General features: G+C 46.4%; 16 protein-coding genes. 10 read left to right on the plus strand and 6 right to left on the minus strand.

Annotated features, from left to right (window positions below; all coding sequences use genetic code 11):
- Positions 1–166: 166 nt before the first annotated feature.
- Positions 167–2341, plus strand: a complete 2175-nt coding sequence (gene uvrD / locus VJL_RS09390) for a DNA helicase II (RefSeq protein WP_038868591.1) — start codon at positions 167–169, stop codon at positions 2339–2341.
- 816 nt (positions 2342–3157) lie between these two features.
- On the opposite strand, the gene ggt is transcribed toward uvrD, so the two are convergent.
- The 4 genes from ggt to rarD all read right to left on the minus strand — a co-directional run bounded on the left by ggt (position 3158) and on the right by rarD (position 7570).
- Positions 3158–4924 (minus strand): gamma-glutamyltransferase, encoded by a 1767-nt coding sequence (ggt, locus tag VJL_RS09395; RefSeq protein ID WP_038877441.1) that lies wholly within the window; start codon positions 4922–4924, stop codon positions 3158–3160.
- A 111-nt stretch (positions 4925–5035) separates the two neighbouring features.
- Complete coding sequence (locus VJL_RS09400) at positions 5036–5695, minus strand: LysE family translocator (protein ID WP_005440026.1); 660 nt, start codon at positions 5693–5695, stop codon at positions 5036–5038.
- Between the two features lie 91 nt (positions 5696–5786).
- Positions 5787–6584 (minus strand): AraC family transcriptional regulator, encoded by a 798-nt coding sequence (locus VJL_RS09405; protein WP_038877443.1) that lies wholly within the window; start codon positions 6582–6584, stop codon positions 5787–5789.
- Between the two features lie 71 nt (positions 6585–6655).
- Positions 6656–7570: an EamA family transporter RarD gene (gene rarD / locus VJL_RS09410; RefSeq protein ID WP_038877445.1), complete on the minus strand. Its 915-nt coding sequence runs from the start codon at positions 7568–7570 to the stop codon at positions 6656–6658.
- 176 nt (positions 7571–7746) lie between these two features.
- Between rarD and recQ the strand changes: the two genes are divergently transcribed.
- The 3 genes from recQ (at position 7747) to VJL_RS09425 (ending at position 10812) form a co-directional block, all read left to right on the plus strand.
- The gene (gene recQ / locus VJL_RS09415) at positions 7747–9582 is read left to right on the plus strand and encodes an ATP-dependent DNA helicase RecQ (RefSeq protein ID WP_038877447.1); all 1836 of its coding nucleotides are present in this window, start codon (positions 7747–7749) and stop codon (positions 9580–9582) included.
- Between the two features lie 9 nt (positions 9583–9591).
- The gene (locus tag VJL_RS09420) at positions 9592–9897 is read left to right on the plus strand and encodes a DUF3630 family protein (protein WP_038868585.1); all 306 of its coding nucleotides are present in this window, start codon (positions 9592–9594) and stop codon (positions 9895–9897) included.
- A gap of 240 nt (positions 9898–10137) precedes the next feature.
- Entirely contained in the window at positions 10138–10812 is a 675-nt protein-coding gene (locus tag VJL_RS09425) for a 7-cyano-7-deazaguanine/7-aminomethyl-7-deazaguanine transporter (protein ID WP_038877449.1), read from the plus strand.
- 215 nt (positions 10813–11027) lie between these two features.
- Here VJL_RS09425 and gppA read toward each other — a convergent pair whose 3' ends face one another.
- Together gppA and rhlB are read right to left on the minus strand one after the other, a co-directional pair.
- Positions 11028–12521, minus strand: coding sequence for a guanosine-5'-triphosphate,3'-diphosphate diphosphatase (gppA, locus tag VJL_RS09430; protein ID WP_038868583.1), 1494 nt, complete (start codon positions 12519–12521; stop codon positions 11028–11030).
- A gap of 19 nt (positions 12522–12540) precedes the next feature.
- Entirely contained in the window at positions 12541–13854 is a 1314-nt protein-coding gene (gene rhlB / locus VJL_RS09435) for an ATP-dependent RNA helicase RhlB (protein ID WP_038877451.1), read from the minus strand.
- 111 nt (positions 13855–13965) lie between these two features.
- Here rhlB and trxA point away from each other — a divergent pair, with 111 nt between their 5' ends.
- The 6 genes from trxA to fre all read left to right on the plus strand — a co-directional run bounded on the left by trxA (position 13966) and on the right by fre (position 19831).
- The gene (gene trxA, locus VJL_RS09440; RefSeq protein WP_004745500.1) at positions 13966–14292 is read left to right on the plus strand and encodes a thioredoxin TrxA; all 327 of its coding nucleotides are present in this window, start codon (positions 13966–13968) and stop codon (positions 14290–14292) included.
- A gap of 196 nt (positions 14293–14488) precedes the next feature.
- On the plus strand, positions 14489–15748 hold the full coding sequence (gene rho, locus VJL_RS09445; RefSeq protein WP_038868581.1) for a transcription termination factor Rho: 1260 nt from the start codon (positions 14489–14491) through the stop codon (positions 15746–15748).
- A gap of 106 nt (positions 15749–15854) precedes the next feature.
- Complete coding sequence (locus tag VJL_RS09450) at positions 15855–16847, plus strand: hypothetical protein (RefSeq protein ID WP_038868580.1); 993 nt, start codon at positions 15855–15857, stop codon at positions 16845–16847.
- 136 nt (positions 16848–16983) lie between these two features.
- Positions 16984–18837, plus strand: a complete 1854-nt coding sequence (gene ubiD / locus VJL_RS09455) for a 4-hydroxy-3-polyprenylbenzoate decarboxylase (protein WP_038877454.1) — start codon at positions 16984–16986, stop codon at positions 18835–18837.
- Complete coding sequence (locus VJL_RS09460; RefSeq protein WP_009696789.1) at positions 18834–19103, plus strand: 2Fe-2S iron-sulfur cluster-binding protein; 270 nt, start codon at positions 18834–18836, stop codon at positions 19101–19103. The genes ubiD and VJL_RS09460 overlap by 4 nt, the downstream gene beginning before the upstream one ends.
- Before the next feature lie 14 nt (positions 19104–19117).
- The gene (gene fre / locus VJL_RS09465) at positions 19118–19831 is read left to right on the plus strand and encodes an NAD(P)H-flavin reductase (protein WP_038868577.1); all 714 of its coding nucleotides are present in this window, start codon (positions 19118–19120) and stop codon (positions 19829–19831) included.
- The last annotated feature ends 339 nt before the right edge of the window (positions 19832–20170 follow it).

The raw sequence follows: 20170 nt of genomic DNA on the forward strand, positions 1-20170 counted from the left end.
TTTCAGAGAAATTTTCGAAACAAATGGCTTTAAAGAGTGGAATTTATATAACTTATTGATGCATCGAGTAAAAAAACATCGAATTTTTTATGAATTTTTGTCTAATCTGAGGAGGTTGTTTAGGTTATAATCTATTTTTATGTATAAATAACCAGTAGCTCTCATCATGATGGATCCCTCTCTATTAGTCGACGGTTTGAACGATAAACAACGTGAAGCCGTTGCCGCACCTCTAGAAAACTTGCTCGTCCTTGCTGGTGCAGGGAGTGGTAAGACACGCGTTCTTGTTCACCGCATTGCTTGGTTGATGTCGGTCGAGCAGGCATCTCCGTTCTCGATTATGTCGGTAACCTTTACCAATAAGGCCGCGGCAGAGATGCGTGGACGTATCGAAGAGCTCATGATGGGCAGTGCAGGCGGAATGTGGAATGGTACTTTCCACGGGATTTGTCACCGTATTCTGCGTGCACATTATCTTGATGCCAAGCTACCGGAAGATTTTCAAATTATCGATAGCGACGATCAGTTACGTCTATTGAAGCGTTTAATCAAAGCGCAAAACTTAGATGAGAAGCAATGGCCTGCACGCCAAGTATCATGGTGGATTAACGGCAAAAAAGACGAGGGTCTACGTCCGTCACACATTGATGCGTACCACGATCCAGTGACCAAGACATACCTACAGTTGTATACTGCTTATCAAGAGGCGTGCGATCGCGCTGGATTAGTCGATTTTGCGGAAATCTTGCTGCGCGCACATGAGCTACTGCGTGATAACAAGTTCGTTCGTGAACACTACCAAGCACGCTTTAAGCACATCTTGGTGGACGAGTTCCAAGATACCAACAACATCCAATACGCTTGGCTACGTATGATGGCGGGCCCTGAGTGTCACGTGATGATCGTTGGTGATGATGACCAATCTATTTACGGTTGGCGTGGCGCGAAAATTGAGAATATTGAGAAGTTTACGCTGGAATTCCCAAGCGTGAATACCATCCGTCTTGAACAAAACTATCGTTCAACCAAGACCATTTTGGAAGCGTCTAACACCCTGATTGCCAATAACACTGAACGTATGGGTAAAGAGCTTTGGACTGATGGTGTTGTCGGTGAGCCTATCTCAGTTTACAGCGCTTACAACGAATTGGATGAAGCGCGTTTTGCGGTTAACAAAATCAAAGAGTGGCAAGAAAAAGGCGGTGCACTGAATGACGCTGCCATGCTCTACCGTAACAACGCCCAATCGCGTGTTCTGGAAGAAGCCTTGATTCAAGCTGGCCTACCTTACCGTATCTACGGTGGTATGCGATTCTTCGAACGTCAGGAGATCAAAGACGCCTTGAGCTACATGCGTTTGATCGCTAACCGTAACGATGACGCCGCATTTGAGCGTGTAGTTAATACACCCACGCGTGGCTTGGGTGATAAAACTCTAGAAACCATTCGCTTTGCAGCGCGTGATCGCGGTTGCACCATGTGGGAAGCAAGTATGGTCATGCTTGAGGAACAAGTATTACCAGGCCGAGCGGCAGGGGCATTAAGCCGTTTTATTGAGTTGGTGACAGCACTAGAAGATGACACGTTAGAAATGCCTCTGCATCATCAGGCTGATCATGTCATTAAATACTCAGGTTTGTTCGCCATGTACGAGCAAGAGAAGGGTGAAAAGTCTAAGGCGCGTATTGAGAACTTGGAAGAATTGGTGACAGCAACTCGTCAATTCGAGAAACCAGAAGAAGCCGAAGACATGTCATTGCTGACGGCATTCCTAACCCATGCAGCATTAGAAGCGGGCGAAGGACAAGCAGATGAATTCGAAGATGCGGTTCAGCTAATGACATTGCACAGCGCGAAAGGTCTAGAGTTCCCGCTCGTGTTTATGGTTGGTGTGGAAGAAGGCATGTTCCCAAGTCAAATGTCGGCAGAAGAGGCGGGACGTTTAGAAGAAGAGCGTCGTTTGTGCTATGTAGGTATGACTCGTGCGATGCAGAAGCTGTACATCACTTATGCTGAAATGCGCCGCTTGTACGGTCAGGATAAGTATCATAAGCCATCTCGCTTTATTCGTGAGCTACCAGAAGCATGTTTGGATGAAGTTCGTATGAAAGCACAAGTCAGCCGTCCTGCAAGCAGTGGCCGATTCAGCCAAACGGTCGTGAAAGATAGCTTCAATGAAACTGGCTTTACGCTGGGTTCTCGCGTCATGCATCCGAAGTTTGGTGAAGGTACCATCATCAACTTTGAAGGCAGCGGTCCACAAAGCCGTGTTCAGATTGCTTTTAATGGCGAAGGTATTAAGTGGTTAGTGACTGCTTACGCGAAACTAGAGAAACTGTAATACTTCACCAAACTAATCAACTTAAGAGCTGCTTCGGCGGCTCTTTTTGTTTGTGCTGTTTTTGTGTCGCTAATGCAGTAAAAAATGGAATGATAAATGGAGTGCAAAAGCGGCGATTTAACGATGTCGTTTGAAGTGAAAGGTGGGCGTTGTGGGTGAATGTCTACTTTCAGTAGATCTGCTGAGAAAAATTTTAGGCAAAGAAAAACCCCGAGGGCTTTCGCCCATCGGGGTTATAGTCTTACTCGCAGCAATCCGGCTACTAAGAGTGCTCCATGCATCTAATCCATGATAGTGTGCTGAATCCGTCAGCTTAATCCTTACGTCGCCATCCTAGCGGTGTCCTTGACCTTATCCTGGTCTGCTAACCATCCTCGTTAGCTCTCATCACTTGTTCCCTGAGCGGTGTCCCTGACATCATCCTGATGTTCAAATCCTTGCCTCGTCCAGAGGTGTCCATTTCCCGTCCTTAGTAGTAACCATCCTAGTCACTATTGATTCCGTTCAATGTCCAATTTTGCAATCCATGCCCGACTATTCATCCTGAATAACCGTTTCTTCTTCCTGAAGTTCACCAAGTCCGTGGTGTTTCCTGTTCCGTGTCAGCATCCTTCCGACAGGTTTAATATTACGTGTTTAGCGATTCCCAACAACGGGCTAATCTCACATTTTTTTACTCTCTTAGCGTTCAAAAAAGATACATAACCATTAAATTCAATAACTTATACTCTTTGTTGTACGGTTTTACCATTAAAAAAGAGAGGTTTGCTCAACCCTTTGTGAGAGATCTCGCACATGGGGTCGAGCGAAAGACTCTTACTGCCCGATAGCGGCACCTTCACGCCTTGGATCAGCCGCACCTTCGAGACCGTCTTTTGTTATACGTATCGCATGCAGTCCAGAGTTCAAATCACGAACATCAGTTTTAAAACCCATCTTCTCCAACTCAGGCTGTAAGCCTTCTGCAGCAGTACCTTGCTCAATATCTAAGGTACCAAAACGGTTCAGCAATCGTGGCTGATTGATCGCACTTTGGATGTCCATATCCCATTGTGTGTGGGCGATAATGGCTTGTGCGACGTAACCAATGATGCGGCTGCCGCCCGGTGAACCAATTGCCATGTAGGGTTTATCGTCCTTCATCATAATGGTTGGCGCCATGGATGAACGTGGGCGTTTGCCTGGTTCTAAGCGGTTCGCGATTGGCACACCATCTTGATGCGTGCGGAAAGAGAAATCGGTAAGTTCGTTATTGAGCAAGAAGCCGCGCACCATCAAGCGTGAGCCAAAGGCGTTCTCAATGGTCGTTGTCATTGAAACCACATTGCCTTGCTTGTCGACGATATTGAAATGGCTGGTGGAAGGCAGCTCGATCGATTGGTCCATGCTTAAGTTCATGGCGTGCGACCAAGGAGGATTGCCAGCTTCAACCTTACTCAACGTTTTACCGACTTGAATGAGCTCAGCACGCTGTTTTAGATAGTCTTTATCAAGCAAGCCTTCGGTTGGCATTGGCACATAATCTTGGTCAGCCATGTATTTACCGCGATCCGCGAACGCAAGGCGAGACGCGTCGGCGATCACTTGCCATGATTTCGCGCTTTCGGCTCCCCAACCTTTAAGATCGTATTGCTCAGTGATCGCGAGAATCTGTCCAACCGTCAATGCGCCAGAGCTTGGTGGTCCCATGCCGCAGATGTCATAGCTTTGGTAAGCCGCACAAACCGGTTCACGTTGTTTGATTTGGAACGCATCAAAGTCAGGTTGTGCCAATACGCCAGGATTGCCCGGTGCATTCTGTACTGTCTTGATGATGTCTGTGGCGATATCGCCTTGATAGAAAGCTTTTGCCCCTTGCTCTGCAATTGCCGTCAGAGTTTGCGCGTATTCAGGGTTCTTCAACAACGTGCCTTCGGCTTTTGGTGAGCCATCTGGATTAAAGAAGTAAGCCTTAGTCACAGGGAAGCGTGATAGGCGCTTGGCATCTTTCTCAATCAGACTCGCGAGGCGAGGACTCACTTCGAAACCTTGCTCAGCCAAGGTAATCACAGGTTGGATGATCTTTTTCCATTCCAACTTGCCGTATTTCTGGTGCGTGTCCCACAGTAGTTTCACCGTGCCAGGAGTGGCAACGGAACGCCCACCTACAACCGCATCGTAAAATTGTAGAGGTTGTCCTTTGTCATCTAGAAAGAGTTTCGGCGTCGCGGCGAGCGGTGCGGTTTCGCGTCCATCATACGTAGTCAGTTTTTGTTTCTCACTGTCCCAATACACTAAGAAGGCGCCACCACCAATGCCTGAAGATTGCGGTTCTACCAAGCCCAGCATCAGTTGTACGGCAACCATGGCATCAATAGCATTACCACCTTGTGCAAGAACATTCGCCCCGGCTTGGGTGGCAAGTGGGTTGGCTGCTGTGACCATATAATCTTTGGCTTTGACCAATTGCTTTTGCTCGAAGCCAGTACTGTGCTCCGGTGCAACCGCATCTGCTGCTTGGTTAGCAAAGGCTGAGGTAGATAAAACGAGTGGGGAAGTAAGAAAAAGACCCGTGGTCACGAGTCGGTTGAACGTCCAATGCATGATGACTCTCCATGTTGCCAGTTTTGTGTTTTCAGCTTGGCAGTCATGAAGAGCCACGTCGAGTCAGCGATCTTAGAAATGTCGATTGTGCTACGCTTTTAAATCAGTACTTTATCCGATAAAAGTGCTGATGGTTTGGTATAAAATACTGCCACCCACTAGAGTAAATACCACGCCACACAGGCCGTCGATGTAGATGCCTGCTTGTTGCAATTTACGTTGTAAGCGCTGTGTTGACAGCATCCACGCAAGGCTAGAGAACCAGAATAGCGACAAGCCAAACAAGATGACCAAAGCAATACCTTTGCCAGTGATCGACATACCTGCAGGGACTAAGCTCGACATCAAACTGATAAAGAACACCAATGCTTTCGGGTTAAGGATGTTGGTCGCAAATCCTTTAGCAAATGCCTGACGTTTGTTGCTGATCACTAGGTTGTTTTGCTTCTTAGGTTGATCCGCCAGAGGGTTTTTGATCATCGAGATCACGGCGCGCAATGCACCAATACCTAAATAGAGCAGGTAACTACCACCGAGCAGTTGCACCACCGAATACAACACTGGGTGCTGGTGGACGATATAACTCACGCCTGTCAGGCTGAACAAAGAGTGCAGCAAAATACCGACAGACAATCCCAACGCAATGTACAAGCCAGTTTGACGACCATGGCGCGTCGCGTTTTGTACGACCAACGCAAAGTCGGGACCGGGACTCATTAGGGCAATAAAGTGAATGCTGGCGAGCGTCAGCAATATGGTGGATTCATTCATAACACATCTCAAATATAACCAATGCGGCTATTATCGTGGTAAGTCACCTGTGGCGCTTGTAAAAAACTGACAGCTTTCTCGGTAAATGAAATTAACGAGTCACTTGAGAAGGGGAAACACCGTAGGTCTGCTTAAACGCTTTGCTGAAATGCGCTTGATCGTAGAAACCGATCTGATGGGCGACGTCGGTACCACATTGACCTGATTGCAGTAACTTCATGCCTTGTTCAAGGCGCAGGCGTGCGAACCATGCATAAGGCGTCATGCCAGTTTGCGCTTTAAAGTGGCGCTGGAACTGAGTTGGGCTCAGTTGGCACAGCTCTGAAAGTGAATCCAAACGCACTGCTTGGTCAAGGTTTGCCATTAGATAATCTTTTAACGTTCCAAGCGATTGATTTCCGAGCGGCACCACTTTTTGTCGCTCAAGCGATCCGTAGCGATCAAAAAGCTGGTTAAATCCTTCAAAAGGAAGGCAATCTTTGGCGAGCTGACTAATGTTTTTACCGCGAAGTAGGTCGTGTAAGTTACTAAGTTGTGAAAATATCCGTGGATCAGAGATGATCAGTTCATTGAAGCGTATTATTTGACCGTTTTGCTTAAGATCAGCCAGATCGCTCAGTAGATGAGGTTCGATCGCAAACACATTTACTTCATAGCCACTTTCGAGCTTAGATTGCCCGTCGTGCAGCTCATCTGGCGGCATAAGCACGATTTGCCCGTGGCCTACATGGTGACTGTTGCCTTGGAATTGGAACTTCTGCGCGCCATGCGTGATCAGACCGAGGTGAAAATCCAGATGGTAATGCCTTTGGAAAGCAAATTTCTGGTATTTCGCCTCTATCAGACTCAAGTTGTCATGTTCGGTTGCGTAATATTGGATCTGTTCCATTCAATAAAAAAGCTTGGTCATATTATGACCAAGCTTATCCGTCAATTTCTAACTTGTCTTGTAAAAAACGATCATTGTGCCTGCATGGCTTTGCGTGACTTACGGTTGTTACGCAGACCATCAAAGCTAAATACCACCAAGGCCCCCCAAATAAAGGCGAAGGTGATGGCTTTATCACTGGTGAACGGTTCGCCGTAAATCAGTACCGCCAATAAGAACATCAAGCTCGGTCCAATGTACTGAAAAAAGCCTAAAGTTGAGAGTTTTAGGCGCGTAGCTGCACCGGTAAAGCACAATAGCGGCAGGGTAGTGATGACACCTGCGGCAATCAATAAGGTATTCAGCTGCCATGGGTTCTCAAACATGTTTGAGGTTGGGGTGCTGGCAATAAAAAAGAGATAGATACTTGCCGCAGGCAACATGACGAGAGTTTCAATGAATAACCCGGTTTGTGCTTCCACACTGACTTTTTTACGTAGCAAGCCGTAAAAACCAAAGCTCATTGCGAGTGCGATAGCAACCACAGGGACAGAGCCAAACACGATTAATTGCACTAATACGCCACAAGCCGCCAGCACGACTGCGAACCATTGCAGCTTACGTAACCTCTCTCCCAGAAACACCATCCCGAGTAACACATTGATTAACGGGTTGATGTAATAGCCGAGACTGGCATCGAGCATATGATTTGACGTGACCGCCCAGATGAAGATCAGCCAGTTTGCCCCAACTAAAATAGCAGTAGAGATCAAATACATCATCTTGGTTTTATTTTTGATGATGTCTCGAACCGAGCGCCATTGGCGACCAAAATGGAGGAGTGCGGCAAGCAAAAAGAAAGACCAAAACACTCGGTGGCTTAAGATCTCTAGTGGTGAGACTTCAGCAATTGATTTGAAGTAAATGGGTGCGATGCCCCACATGGTATACGCACCAACAGCAAGCAAGATGCCTTGCCGTGAGCGTTGTTGTTCTTCTGGTGTCATGGGATGTCACCTAATTGAGTTTTTATAGAGCAGACAATCAGTATACGAGTGGTGAACTTAATCACCTAACAATTTGCGGTTTTATTCACCATGAAACCCCATTACAATGTGCCCTCACTTTGCGTGCCAGTTGCATGCATAAGCACTTCTTTCTAAGACCCAATCTGAGATTTTTCATGACCTCGACTTTGTTAGCCGAACAATCTGATTCGCCTTTGACGCCTCAACGTGTGTTGGAGGATGTATTTGGTTACCAAGAGTTCCGTGATGGTCAGCAGTTGGTGATTGACGCCGCGGTAGAAGGTCGTGATAGCTTAGTTATCCTGCCTACGGGTGGTGGTAAGTCGCTGTGTTATCAAATCCCTGCTTTGGTTCGCTCTGGCATTACTTTGGTCATTTCTCCGCTGATTTCGTTGATGAAAGACCAAGTGGATCAGCTTAAAGCTAACGGTGTAGCAGCTGAGTGCATTAACTCGACCATGGCTCGAGAAGATCTCATTAGCGTTTACAACCGAATGCACTCTGGTCATCTTAAGTTGGTATACGTCTCGCCAGAACGTGTATTGATGCGTGATTTCATTGAACGTTTGGAAAACCTTCCTCTATCTATGATTGCCGTCGATGAAGCACACTGTATTTCCCAGTGGGGACATGATTTCCGTCCTGAATACGCCGCGCTTGGTCAACTTAAGCAGCAGTTTTCCCATGTGCCATTTATGGCGCTGACGGCGACTGCGGATGACGCTACGCGCAAAGATATTCTTGATCGACTTCAACTCAACGCACCTGAAGTTTATCTAGGTAGCTTTGACCGTCCGAACATCCGCTATAACTTAGTTGAAAAACACAAACCGGTTTCGCAAATCATTCGATATCTGGATACCCAAAAGGGCAACTGCGGCATCATCTATTGTGGTAGTCGTAAGAAAGTTGAGATGGTGACCGAGAAGCTGTGCAACAACCACATTCGTGCTGCTGGTTATCACGCAGGTATGGATGCTGATGAGCGTGCTTACGTTCAAGAAGCTTTCCAACGTGATGATATTCAGATCGTCGTTGCGACAGTGGCCTTTGGTATGGGTATCAACAAACCAAACGTGCGTTTTGTGGTTCATTTCGATATCCCGCGCAACATTGAATCCTACTATCAGGAAACCGGTCGTGCAGGGCGTGATGGTTTACCTGCGGAAGCGATGATGCTGTATGACCCAGCAGATATAAGTTGGTTGCGTCGTATGTTGGATGAGAAAGACGACGGTCCACAGAAGCAGGTGGAAACCCACAAACTGAATGCGATGAGTGCCTTTGCTGAGGCGCAAACCTGTCGCCGTCAGGTGCTATTGAATTACTTTGGAGAATATCGTGAGAAGCCATGTGGCAACTGCGATATTTGCTTAGATCCACCGAAACACTTTGATGCCACAGAAGAAGCGCGTAAGGCATTGTCTTGTGTGTACCGTGTAAACCAAAGCTTTGGTATGGGCTATGTGGTGGAAGTGCTGCGTGGTATGCAGAATATTCGTGTACGTGAAAATGGCCACGACAAGATCTCTACCTACGCAATAGGCCGAGACCATAGCCATGATTACTGGATCAGTATTTTCCGTCAGTTAATCCACAAAGGACTGTTGAGCCAAAACATCACGCGCAACTCAACACTGCAATTAACGGAAGAAGCGCGTCCGCTGTTGCGTGGCGATGTGACTCTAGAGTTAGCGGTCCCACGTTTAGACACCGCAGCACGTGCGGCGAAGTCAGATAAACTCACCAGCAAGAACTACGATAAGAAGCTGTTTGCCAAATTACGTAAGTTGCGTAAATCGATCGCGGACGAAGATGGTTTACCACCATACGTTGTCTTCAGTGATGCGACCTTGATTGATATGGCGGAAATTCTGCCAACCTCTTACGGCGAAATGCTGGCCGTCAGCGGTGTTGGTCAGCGTAAGTTAGAGAAGTACGCCGATCCATTCCTTGATTTGATTCAAGAACACATTACTCACCACGGATAAGGAATCAAAATGCAAAAGGAATTTGGCTTAGCGGACTACATGGCACGAGAGGGGCGCTTAATCATAACCGCACCAAGCTTTGACCTCGATAGTTTTCCTGCTTTAGGTGAGCGTTTACTTGGACTGCTTTCCGCTACTGTTGTCGAAAAGCAATGGGATGCGGACATTCATTCTTGGCTGATCGACTTTGAAGGTTGTCGATTGTTTATGAAAGCAGAGCATTACAGTGAAGCGATTTGGTTTGAAGCCTTAGCGATTGAAGAGAGCAGGGAAGAGTTGGATTACCTAGCGGGATTGTTCCAACGCGGCTTCTAAAAAATAGAACTTTCACGAAAGGGTGTTTCACATGAAACGCCCTTTTTTGTGCTCAAACGTTTGCGTAATACAGACCGCTTGCGAGTCAAATTGGTTAATGTATAATCGCCCACCGCTTCGCTCAGAATGAGCTTAGCCAGTTTATTTTTTCATTTTACATTGTTGGTAAGAGTGCTTTTCTTTATTGAAAGGGCTCGATTTGGGTTCCCTCACCCCCAAACCAAACTAAAAAGGTATCGCATGAGTAACTTTACCCCTGCGCAGCAGCGCAACGCCCTTATCTATCTGGTTCTATTCCACCTAGTCATTATTGCATCTAGCAATTACCTAGTTCAGCTACCGTTTACTATCTTTGGCTTCCATACCACTTGGGGCGCATTTACCTTCCCATTTATCTTTTTGGCTACCGACCTTACAGTTCGTATTTTCGGTGCAAAAATGGCGCGTAAGATCATTTTCTTAGTGATGCTACCTGCATTGGCTGTTTCTTACTTCCTATCGGTGGTGTTCTTTGAAGGCCAATTCCAAGGCCTTGCTCACCTAGGGGAGTTCAACCTGTTCGTTGCTCGAATTGCGATTGCTAGCTTCATGGCTTACTTGCTTGGTCAAATCATGGATGTGCACGTGTTCAACCGTCTACGCCAGATGAAACAGTGGTGGGTGGCACCAACGTGTTCAACGCTTTTTGGTAATGCACTTGATACCATTGCTTTCTTTGCCATTGCATTCTACCAAAGTCCAGATCCATTTATGGCGGAGCATTGGACAGAAATCGCGCTGGTGGATTACGGATTCAAACTGATTATCAGTCTTGGTTTGTTCGTTCCTATGTACGGTGTACTACTGAATTACCTAATTAAGAAGCTGACTGCGGTGAACCCTGACTTTAAGGTGACGACAAGCGTTCAGTCTTAATATCAGTGGGAACCCCGAAAGCCGCTTGCTTAAATCAAGCGGCTTTTTTGTACCTGCTTACTGGGATTTAGAGGGTTTTGTACAGCGTGGGGAGCAATTAGATCATGGGTGTCCAAAAGCTCCATGAGCTGTGCGCAGGTAAAACTCGACAAAGCTTAACAATAAAAAAGGCCCTAATAAGGACCTTTCTTTAAACAATCATTGAGTGATGGTGATTAACTTGTGACGACGCTAAGCGGCCAGCCAATATCAGTCTGACGGTTGGATTCAATTTCCAACTCAGCGGCTGTTAATGGGTTTGCATCAAGCCAGTTAGCATCAATGTTCAGTGTTAACTTGTCGCCTTCTGCATTTAGCGTGACTTTTGGTTCCAGCGCTGGGTTACGGCGATGGCTCAATAGTACGGCAAGGCGTAATAAACGAAGTAATCGCTTACCACTAGTTCCAGACAGCGCGTGCTGCTCTGGTAAAGAGGTGAGCTGCTCACGGTAACGTCGAACGATTTCACCGATAACAAACTTCTGAGCGCGCGTATAACCAGGTAAGTCCAAATGTTGTAGTAGGTAAGCGCTGTGCTCACCGCCTTTCTTGAAATCGATAGTTAGCCCGATTTCGTGCAACTTGGCCGTTGTTTCTAGCAGTACTTTACCTTGTGGTTCTGCTACCCATTCGTCACCACCGACTTGTTCAAGCAATCTGCTCGCAAGGTTTGCTACTTGTTCACCATATTGGCAATCCAATTGGTAACGACTCTGTACGCTGCAAATAGTACGTGCACGAATGTCATTTTGACGAAGTTCGTCGACCATCTCATACACTAAGCCTTCACGCAGTGCGCCGCCAGCCAATGTCATCGCATCAATTTCTAGTAACTCGAATATGGCGATAAGAATGGATAAACCACTTGGGAAGACTAACGCGCGTTCTAGGGTAAGTCCCTCGATATCGAGTTCTTCTAAGTGATCGGCAAGCATGGCTTGTTTTTGCAGACGCTTGAGTTTGGCATGAGTAATGACTTCGTCCATACCTTGCGCAAGCATGATCTCTTGCAGAGCCTGAACTGTGCCAGAAGCGCCAACACAGACATCCCAACCTAGCTCTGTATACTGCTCCAGAATCGGTTTGAGTGTTTGTTTTGCGCCTTCTATAGCGGCTTCAAAGTTACGTGCATTGAGCTGGCGGTCTTTGAAGAAGTTTTCCAACCAAGTGACACAGCCCATTTTTAAACTGGTGAGTGCTTTGGCTTCAAAACCTTCGCCGATGATCAGTTCGGTACTTGCGCCACCAATGTCAACCACCAAACGGCGGCCACTGCCGCCAGAAGTGTGAGCAACACCTTTATATATAGTGGCGGCTTCTTCTTCACCGGTAATCACTTCGATAGGCAGACCTAAAATTTGGTTCGCCTTCTCTAGAAAAACATCCACATTAGTCGCGGTACGCAATGTCGCGGTACCGACGATGCGGATGTTCTGTTTAGGAATGTCCTGCAAGCGTTCTGCAAATAGACTTAAGCAGTCCCATCCTCGCTGCATAGCTTCCGTACTAAGAGAATTATGTTCATCTAAGCCCGCTGCTAGACGAACTTTGCGCTTAATTTTAGCCATGGTTTGAACGCTGCCATCGATGTGACGCACAACGAGCATGTGAAAACTGTTCGACCCGAGGTCGATGGCGGCGTATAGCGGTGATGATCCTGCTTGACTCATAAACGACTTCAGTTTCCTATTATGATTGTTTTGGCGCTGATTGACGTGGCTGACGAGGACGGCGTCCTTGCGGCTTACGGTTACCAGAGCGAGTACCACCTGTATTGGTGCGGCGTTGCTGAGTACGAGGTGCACGCATACGAAGTGGAGCTGGCAATTCCTGAATCAATGCCGATGCATCGTAATCAGAAACTGGGATTGCATGCTCAATGTATTCTTCGATAGGTGGCAAGTTGATTGCGTAATCTTCACAAGCAAAGCTGATTGAGTGACCACTTGCACCTGCACGACCAGTACGACCGATACGGTGAACGTAATCTTCACAATCATCAGGTAAGTCGAAGTTAAATACGTGTGTTACTTGAGGAATATGTAGACCACGTGCCGCAACGTCGGTTGCTACGAGTAGGTCAACTTCACCGCGAGTGAATTGTTCAAGAATCTTTTCACGTTTCTTCTGTGGAACGTCGCCAGTCAATAGACCAACACGGTGTCCGTCTGCCGCTAGGTGACCCCAGATTGACTCACACTTGTGTTTGGTGTTTGCAAAAACGATCGCACGATCTGGCCATTCTTCTTCAATCAAAGTTTGAAGTAGTGCCATCTTATCTTCGTTAGAAGGGTAGAAAAGTTCTTCTTGGATGCGGTGACCTGTTTTTTGTTCAGGCTCAACCACAACATGCTCAGGGTTATGCATGTGCTCGAAGGCAAGTTCTTGTACACGGTAAGAAAGCGTTGCTGAGAAAAGCATGTTCAAACGCTCTTTTGGCTCAGGCATACGGCGGAACAAGAAACGGATGTCTTTGATAAAGCCTAGGTCAAACATACGGTCTGCTTCATCCAAAACAACTGCTTGAATGTTGTTTAGGTTGAAGACGCGCTGTTTGTAGAAATCAATAATACGACCAGTCGTACCGATCAGGATATCGACGCCGTCTTGAAGCTTATTTAGTTGCTTATCGTAGCTTTCGCCACCGTAAGCCAGTGCTGCTTTAAGACCAGTACTTGCGATCAAAGGCTCAGCATCGTTGTAGATCTGAATCGCTAGCTCACGTGTTGGTGCCATGATAATTGCACGCGGTTGTGTCGGCTTGCGGCCTTCATGTTCTGGTGTCGTCAGAAGGTGGTTGAAAGTTGCAGTAAGAAACGCGAGGGTCTTACCAGTGCCCGTTTGGGCCTGGCCTGCAATGTCTTGGCCGGTGAGCAGTACCGGCAACGCCAAGGCTTGGATAGGGGTACAAAACTCGAACCCTTTTTTTTCCAATCCTTCAATAACTTGGGGCTTTAAATCCAAATCGGCGAACTTTTGCTCTGTGATATGCGTCTTTTTCATAGCTATAGAATATCAGCTAAAGCTTGCAATACGAAAGTAAATACATTCCAATAGGGCATCTATTTACTGGTTATCATCCAACCAGTTTCGAAAAACACATTGGAGTGGAAGATGAGTGATAAGATTTTGCAGCTTACTGATGACGGTTTTGAAAACGACGTAATCAACGCTGCAGGCCCGGTTCTAGTGGATTTCTGGGCAGAATGGTGTGGTCCTTGTAAAATGATTGCTCCAATTCTGGACGAGATCGCTGACGAGTACGAAGGCAAGCTCACTATCGGTAAACTAAACATTGACCATAACGCGGGTACACCACCTAAGTTTGGTATTCGCGGCATTCCAACGCTACTGTTATTTAAAGACGGTAACGTAGCGGCAACGAAAGTTGGTGCTTTGTCTAAGACTCAGTTAAAAGAGTTCTTGGACGCAAACCTATAATCACCAAGTGATTACAGACAAAACCGTGCAATGTAACAATGCGCGGTTTTGTTTTTCTAACTCTGGACTAGAATATTAATTAGTGCTAACTTATCGCGCGTTAATTGAACAAATTTCTCTTCTTGGTCGATCCTGAGACCAAATCCATCTTAACTAGAAAACAGATCTTATTTTGACTAAACAAGCATCCACCACCATGAATCTTACTGAACTGAAGAACAGACCAGTATCTGACCTTGTAAAGCTTGGCGAAAGCCTAGGTCTTGAGAACCTAGCTCGTCTAAGAAAACAAGACATCATCTTCGCTATTCTTAAAGCGCACGCGAAAGGCGGCGAAGACATCTTTGGCGATGGGGTTCTGGAGATTCTGCAAGACGGCTTTGGTTTCCTACGTAGCGCAGACAGCTCATACCTTGCTGGCCCTGATGATATCTACGTTTCGCCAAGTCAGATTCGTCGTTTTAACCTACGTACTGGTGACTCAATTGCTGGTAAGATTCGTCCACCAAAAGACGGTGAGCGTTACTTTGCCCTTCTGAAAGTCAACACCGTAAACGACGACAAACCAGATAACGCTCGTAACAAGATCCTATTCGAGAACTTAACGCCTCTACACGCGAATGAGCGTATGGTTATGGAGCGCGGTAATGGTTCTACAGAAGATATCACAGCACGTGTTTTAGATTTGGCATCACCAATCGGTAAAGGCCAACGTGGTTTGATTGTTGCTCCGCCGAAAGCGGGTAAAACAATGCTTCTGCAAAACATTGCTCAAAGCATCGCATACAACCACCCTGAGTGTGAGTTGATGGTACTTCTAATCGACGAACGTCCGGAAGAAGTGACAGAGATGCAGCGTCTAGTTAAAGGTGAAGTAGTAGCGTCAACATTCGATGAGCCAGCTTCTCGCCACGTACAAGTAGCAGAAATGGTAATCGAGAAAGCAAAACGTCTTGTTGAACACAAGAAAGACGTGGTTATCTTGCTTGACTCTATTACTCGTCTAGCTCGTGCATACAACACCGTAGTGCCTTCATCAGGTAAAGTACTAACTGGTGGTGTGGATGCAAACGCACTACACCGTCCTAAGCGTTTCTTCGGTGCAGCTCGTAACGTAGAAGAAGGCGGCAGCTTAACTATCATCGCAACAGCGCTAGTCGATACTGGCTCTAAAATGGATGAAGTTATCTACGAAGAGTTTAAGGGTACAGGTAACATGGAACTGCACTTGAACCGTAAGATTGCTGAAAAGCGTGTATTCCCTGCGATTGATTTCAACCGCAGTGGTACGCGTCGTGAAGAGCTACTAACGAAGACAGACGAACTACAGAAGATGTGGATTCTACGTAAGATTGTTCACCCAATGGGTGAAACTGACGCGATGGAGTTCCTAATCGATAAGCTAGCGATGACGAAGACCAACGACGAGTTCTTCGATGCAATGCGTCGTCAATAGTCTCAGATAAGTAATTCTGCGAAGGGCCACCGTATATCGGTGGCTTTTTTATTGCTTTCTCCCGATAGAAGCAGCAGAATGAAGAAAATGTTATCGGGAGGTTAACATGCAACAAGGAATGTTGTCGTCATTACTCCTGAGCTTGTCACTTATCACATTACCTGCAACGTTATCTGCGAAGGAAATGCAGGAAACCGTGGTAGAGCAGTGGCTTCAGGATACCCACATACAGACCAAAGTATCTGAATTGCTCGATTATGCAGTCAGAGACGAGGTCGACTCGCTTAAATTCGCTCTCGACCGACTTGCTTTCCCTCAACAAGAAGTCGTCCGTTTTCTTTTGCTCGAAAAGCTTGAGCAACAAGAAATCATCCTTACGCCAAGAATGGCCATTTTTGTCGAATCCCAAATCAGTATTACGCCAACCTATCAAGTGCTTGAGCGTGGTGATGGTTATGAGTTCAGCATACCCGCATTTAACTTTCCTGCGGTGGCAAGCCGTTTGATCAAACGCTGGAAGCAAGACCAAAGCACGTTGGAGTTTGTATTGGAAGCAGAGCGCCAAGAACTCAACCTTAAAGATTGGCTTACCGGTACATCGCAGCAAATACAAGCTCGAGAGGCATTATTGATCCGCGAATTAGACAGCTTATCTCCAGATGCACTTGAGGCAATCACTAAACAGTTAACTCATGCAAACGTTACTAGCTGGTTACCTTCTACAGCCGTTGTCGTACGTTTAGCACAAGTGAGTCAAAATGAGGCGATGTATGATCTGCTGTGGCGAATGCGTGCTGATTACAACAGCCAAACTGAGCTTACAAGGTTAGCGGAAGTTGGTGATGCATTCTCTTTGCAGCAATTGATGAGCTCTACTGTTAATCCAACTTTAAAACCCTATGCAATTGAGCTTCTGACGAGATCCAATCCTCTTACTTCCGACGTAAAACAGTTTCTGATCGCTAAAATGGCGCTTTCTGAGGAAGCTACTTTAGTGGCCAGAGAGCTAGCGAAACAAGGGCATCAATCTTGGCTGGAAGAGTTAGTGTCAAACAATCGCCAAGTCAAAGCTCGGCAGATTGAAAAGTTCTTGGAATAACTGTTCCTGAATTAAGCGTTCTTCAAGGCTCGATTCTTGTCGCTGCGTAGCTCACATACCCACACAAAATAGGAGGATCTTAGCGTCCTCCTATTTGTTATACTGCGAATAATTTAATCAGCCAGCATGAAGGCCTATGAGTTTTAAGGATTTACGCGAATTTATCGACCACCTAGAACAGAAAGGTCGACTTAAACGCATCACTCACCCCGTCGATCCCGCTTACGAAATGACAGAAATAAGTGACCGCACCTTGCGTGCTGGTGGCCCGGCACTGTTGTTTGAGAATCCAATTGGCTACGACGTACCTGTTTTGACGAACCTATTTGGTACGCCAGAACGTGTCGCAATTGGCATGGGGCGCGAAGACGTTAAAGAATTAAGAGAAGTCGGTAAGCTGCTGGCTTATTTAAAAGAACCTGAGCCACCAAAAGGCTTTAAAGACGCCTTAGAAAAACTGCCAGTGTTCAAGCAAGTATTGAACATGCCAGCCAAGCGTCTACGTAAAGCGCCGTGCCAAGACATTGTACGGCAAGGTGATGAAGTCGATTTGGATAAAATCCCAGTGATGAGCTGCTGGGCAGAAGACGTTGCGCCACTGCTTACGTGGGGTTTAACTGTGACTAAAGGTCCGAATAAGAAACGTCAGAACCTAGGTATTTATCGCCAGCAGAAAATTGCCAAGAATAAAATTATCATGCGTTGGTTAGCTCACCGTGGTGGTGCGCTTGACCTGCGCGATTGGATGGAAACCAATCCAGGGAAACCTTTTCCTGTTTCGGTCGCTTTTGGTGCAGACCCTGCGACCATTCTTGGCGCAGTAACACCCGTGCCAGATACGCTATCGGAATATGCATTTGCTGGTTTACTGCGCGGCAGCAAAACTGAAGTCGTGAAGTCAATCAGTAATGATTTGGAAGTGCCAGCGAGTGCGGAAATCGTTATGGAAGGTTATATCGACCCGAACGAGTTTGCCGATGAAGGCCCTTACGGTGACCACACCGGCTACTATAACGAAAAAGAAAAGCACCACGTATTTACCATTACGCACATTACTATGCGTAAGGACCCAATTTATCACAGTACCTACACCGGTCGTCCGCCAGATGAACCGGCTGTATTGGGTGTGGCATTAAACGAAGTGTTTGTGCCTATTTTGCAAAAGCAGTTCCCAGAGATTGAAGACTTCTATCTACCGCCGGAAGGGTGTTCGTACCGAATGGCAGTCGTCACCATGAAGAAGCAGTACCCAGGACATGCCAAGCGCGTAATGATGGGCGTGTGGTCTTTCTTACGTCAATTCATGTATACCAAGTTTGTTATTGTGTGCGATGAATCGGTAAACGCACGAGATTGGAATGATGTCGTGAAAGCCATGTCAGAGCATATGGATCCTGTGCGTGATACCTTGATGATAGATAACACGCCAATCGACTCGCTCGACTTTGCTTCACCAGTGGTTGGTCTTGGATCCAAGATGGGTTTAGATGCAACCATTAAGTGGGATGCCGAGCTGGCGACGCGAACCAAGGTCACTGAACGAGACAGTAAAGCGATTACCGAAGCAGAACTGAATGAGTTGAAACAGCAACGTCCTGAGATTGTTGATATCTACCTACCAGCCACAGCAAACAACCAATTTGCTGTTGTAACAATGAAGAAAGACCAAGCTGGTCAATCTCAAGCATTGATGGAATACCTGTGGGACTTCTTTGCTCGGTACACGGATAACAAATTCATTATTTTGTGCGACGATGACGTCAATGCACAAGATTGGAATGACATCATTTGGGCTGTGACAACTCGAATGGATCCAGACAGAGATACCACTCAAGTTCGTGGTAAGGCGGGTAGCTCATCTAAACTTGGGCTCGATGCGACCAATAAGTTTGAATCTGAAGCCACACGCGAATGGGGTACGCCTATCAAAAAAGATCCTAAACTTGTGGCTAAAGTCGATGAGATTTGGGACCAGTTAGGTATTCTATGAGTCATCAAGTCCACCTTCTACCAATGGACGTTACGTTCCAAGTAAAAGAAGGGGAGACAGTGTTGGAAGCTGCGCTCAACAACAATATTCGCTTCCCACACCGTTGCCAAGTTGGCGCTTGCGCCATGTGCATGTGTAAAAAGCTAACGGGCGAGGTGAGTTATCACCTCGAACCGATGCTAACCGAAAAAGAGCAACAGCAAGGCTGGATATTCCCTTGCCAAGCCTATACAGAAAGTAATTTAGTGCTTACTTTTGACGAGTAAGCGAGAGGAACACCATGACCATCCAATGTAAAGTAAAGTCTATTGAGCCGTTAGCTTGTAATACTTACCAAATCCTTCTTCACCCAGAATCACCAGTGCCTTTTAAAGCAGGTCAGTATCTAATGGTAGTGATGGGTGAAAAAGACAAACGCCCTTTCTCTATTGCAAGTAGCCCTTGCCGTCATGAAGGCGAACTGGAGTTGCACATCGGTGCGGCAGAGCAAAATGCTTACGCATTAGAAGTCGTTGAAGCAATGCAATCGGCATTAGAAACAGATGGTCATATCGAAATTGATGCACCACATGGTGATGCTTGGGTTCAAGAAGAAAGCGAGCGCCCGCTATTATTGATTGCTGGTGGTACTGGCTTTAGTTACGTGCGTTCGATTTTGGATCACTGTGTTGCACAGAACAAAACCAACCCTATCTATTTATACTGGGGTGCACGAGACAACTGCCAGCTTTATGCTAAAGAAGAACTGGCCGAGATTGCCGATAAGTTTGCTAACGTTCACTTTGTTCCAGTAGTAGAAGAAGCACCTGCCGATTGGCAAGGTAAAGTTGGTAACGTGCTACAAGCGGTGAGTGAAGATTTCGAAAGCTTAGAAAACTACGATATCTATATTGCTGGCCGCTTTGAAATGGCTGGGGCAGCGCGTGAACAGTTCACCCAGAACAAGAAAGCGAAGAGTGAACGTATGTTCGCAGACGCGTACGCATTCATTTAAATACAGCTTTTGGGGCAGAAAAAGAGGGTTTTTTACCCTCTTTTTTGCTTTTTTGATGAAATAGTCATCGAACAGTTAGTTTTTTCCATTTTTTTTCAAAAAAGGGTTGCGAACGGATCTGAGTTCCCTATAATGCGCATCCACCGACACGGCAGACGCGATAAGGCTTCAGCAGGGTCGGAGAGGTGAAAAGCTTCTGAGAAAATAAATTGAAAAAAGTGTTTGACACTCTCAATTATCTCGCTAGAATGCACCTCCGCTTTGAGAGAAAAACTTCTCGCAAAGCAAGCTCTTTAACAATATAGACCTATCAATCTGTGTGGGCACTCGTTGATGATA

Source organism: Vibrio jasicida CAIM 1864 = LMG 25398 (assembly GCF_000400365.1).
GTDB lineage: Bacteria > Pseudomonadota > Gammaproteobacteria > Enterobacterales > Vibrionaceae > Vibrio > Vibrio jasicida.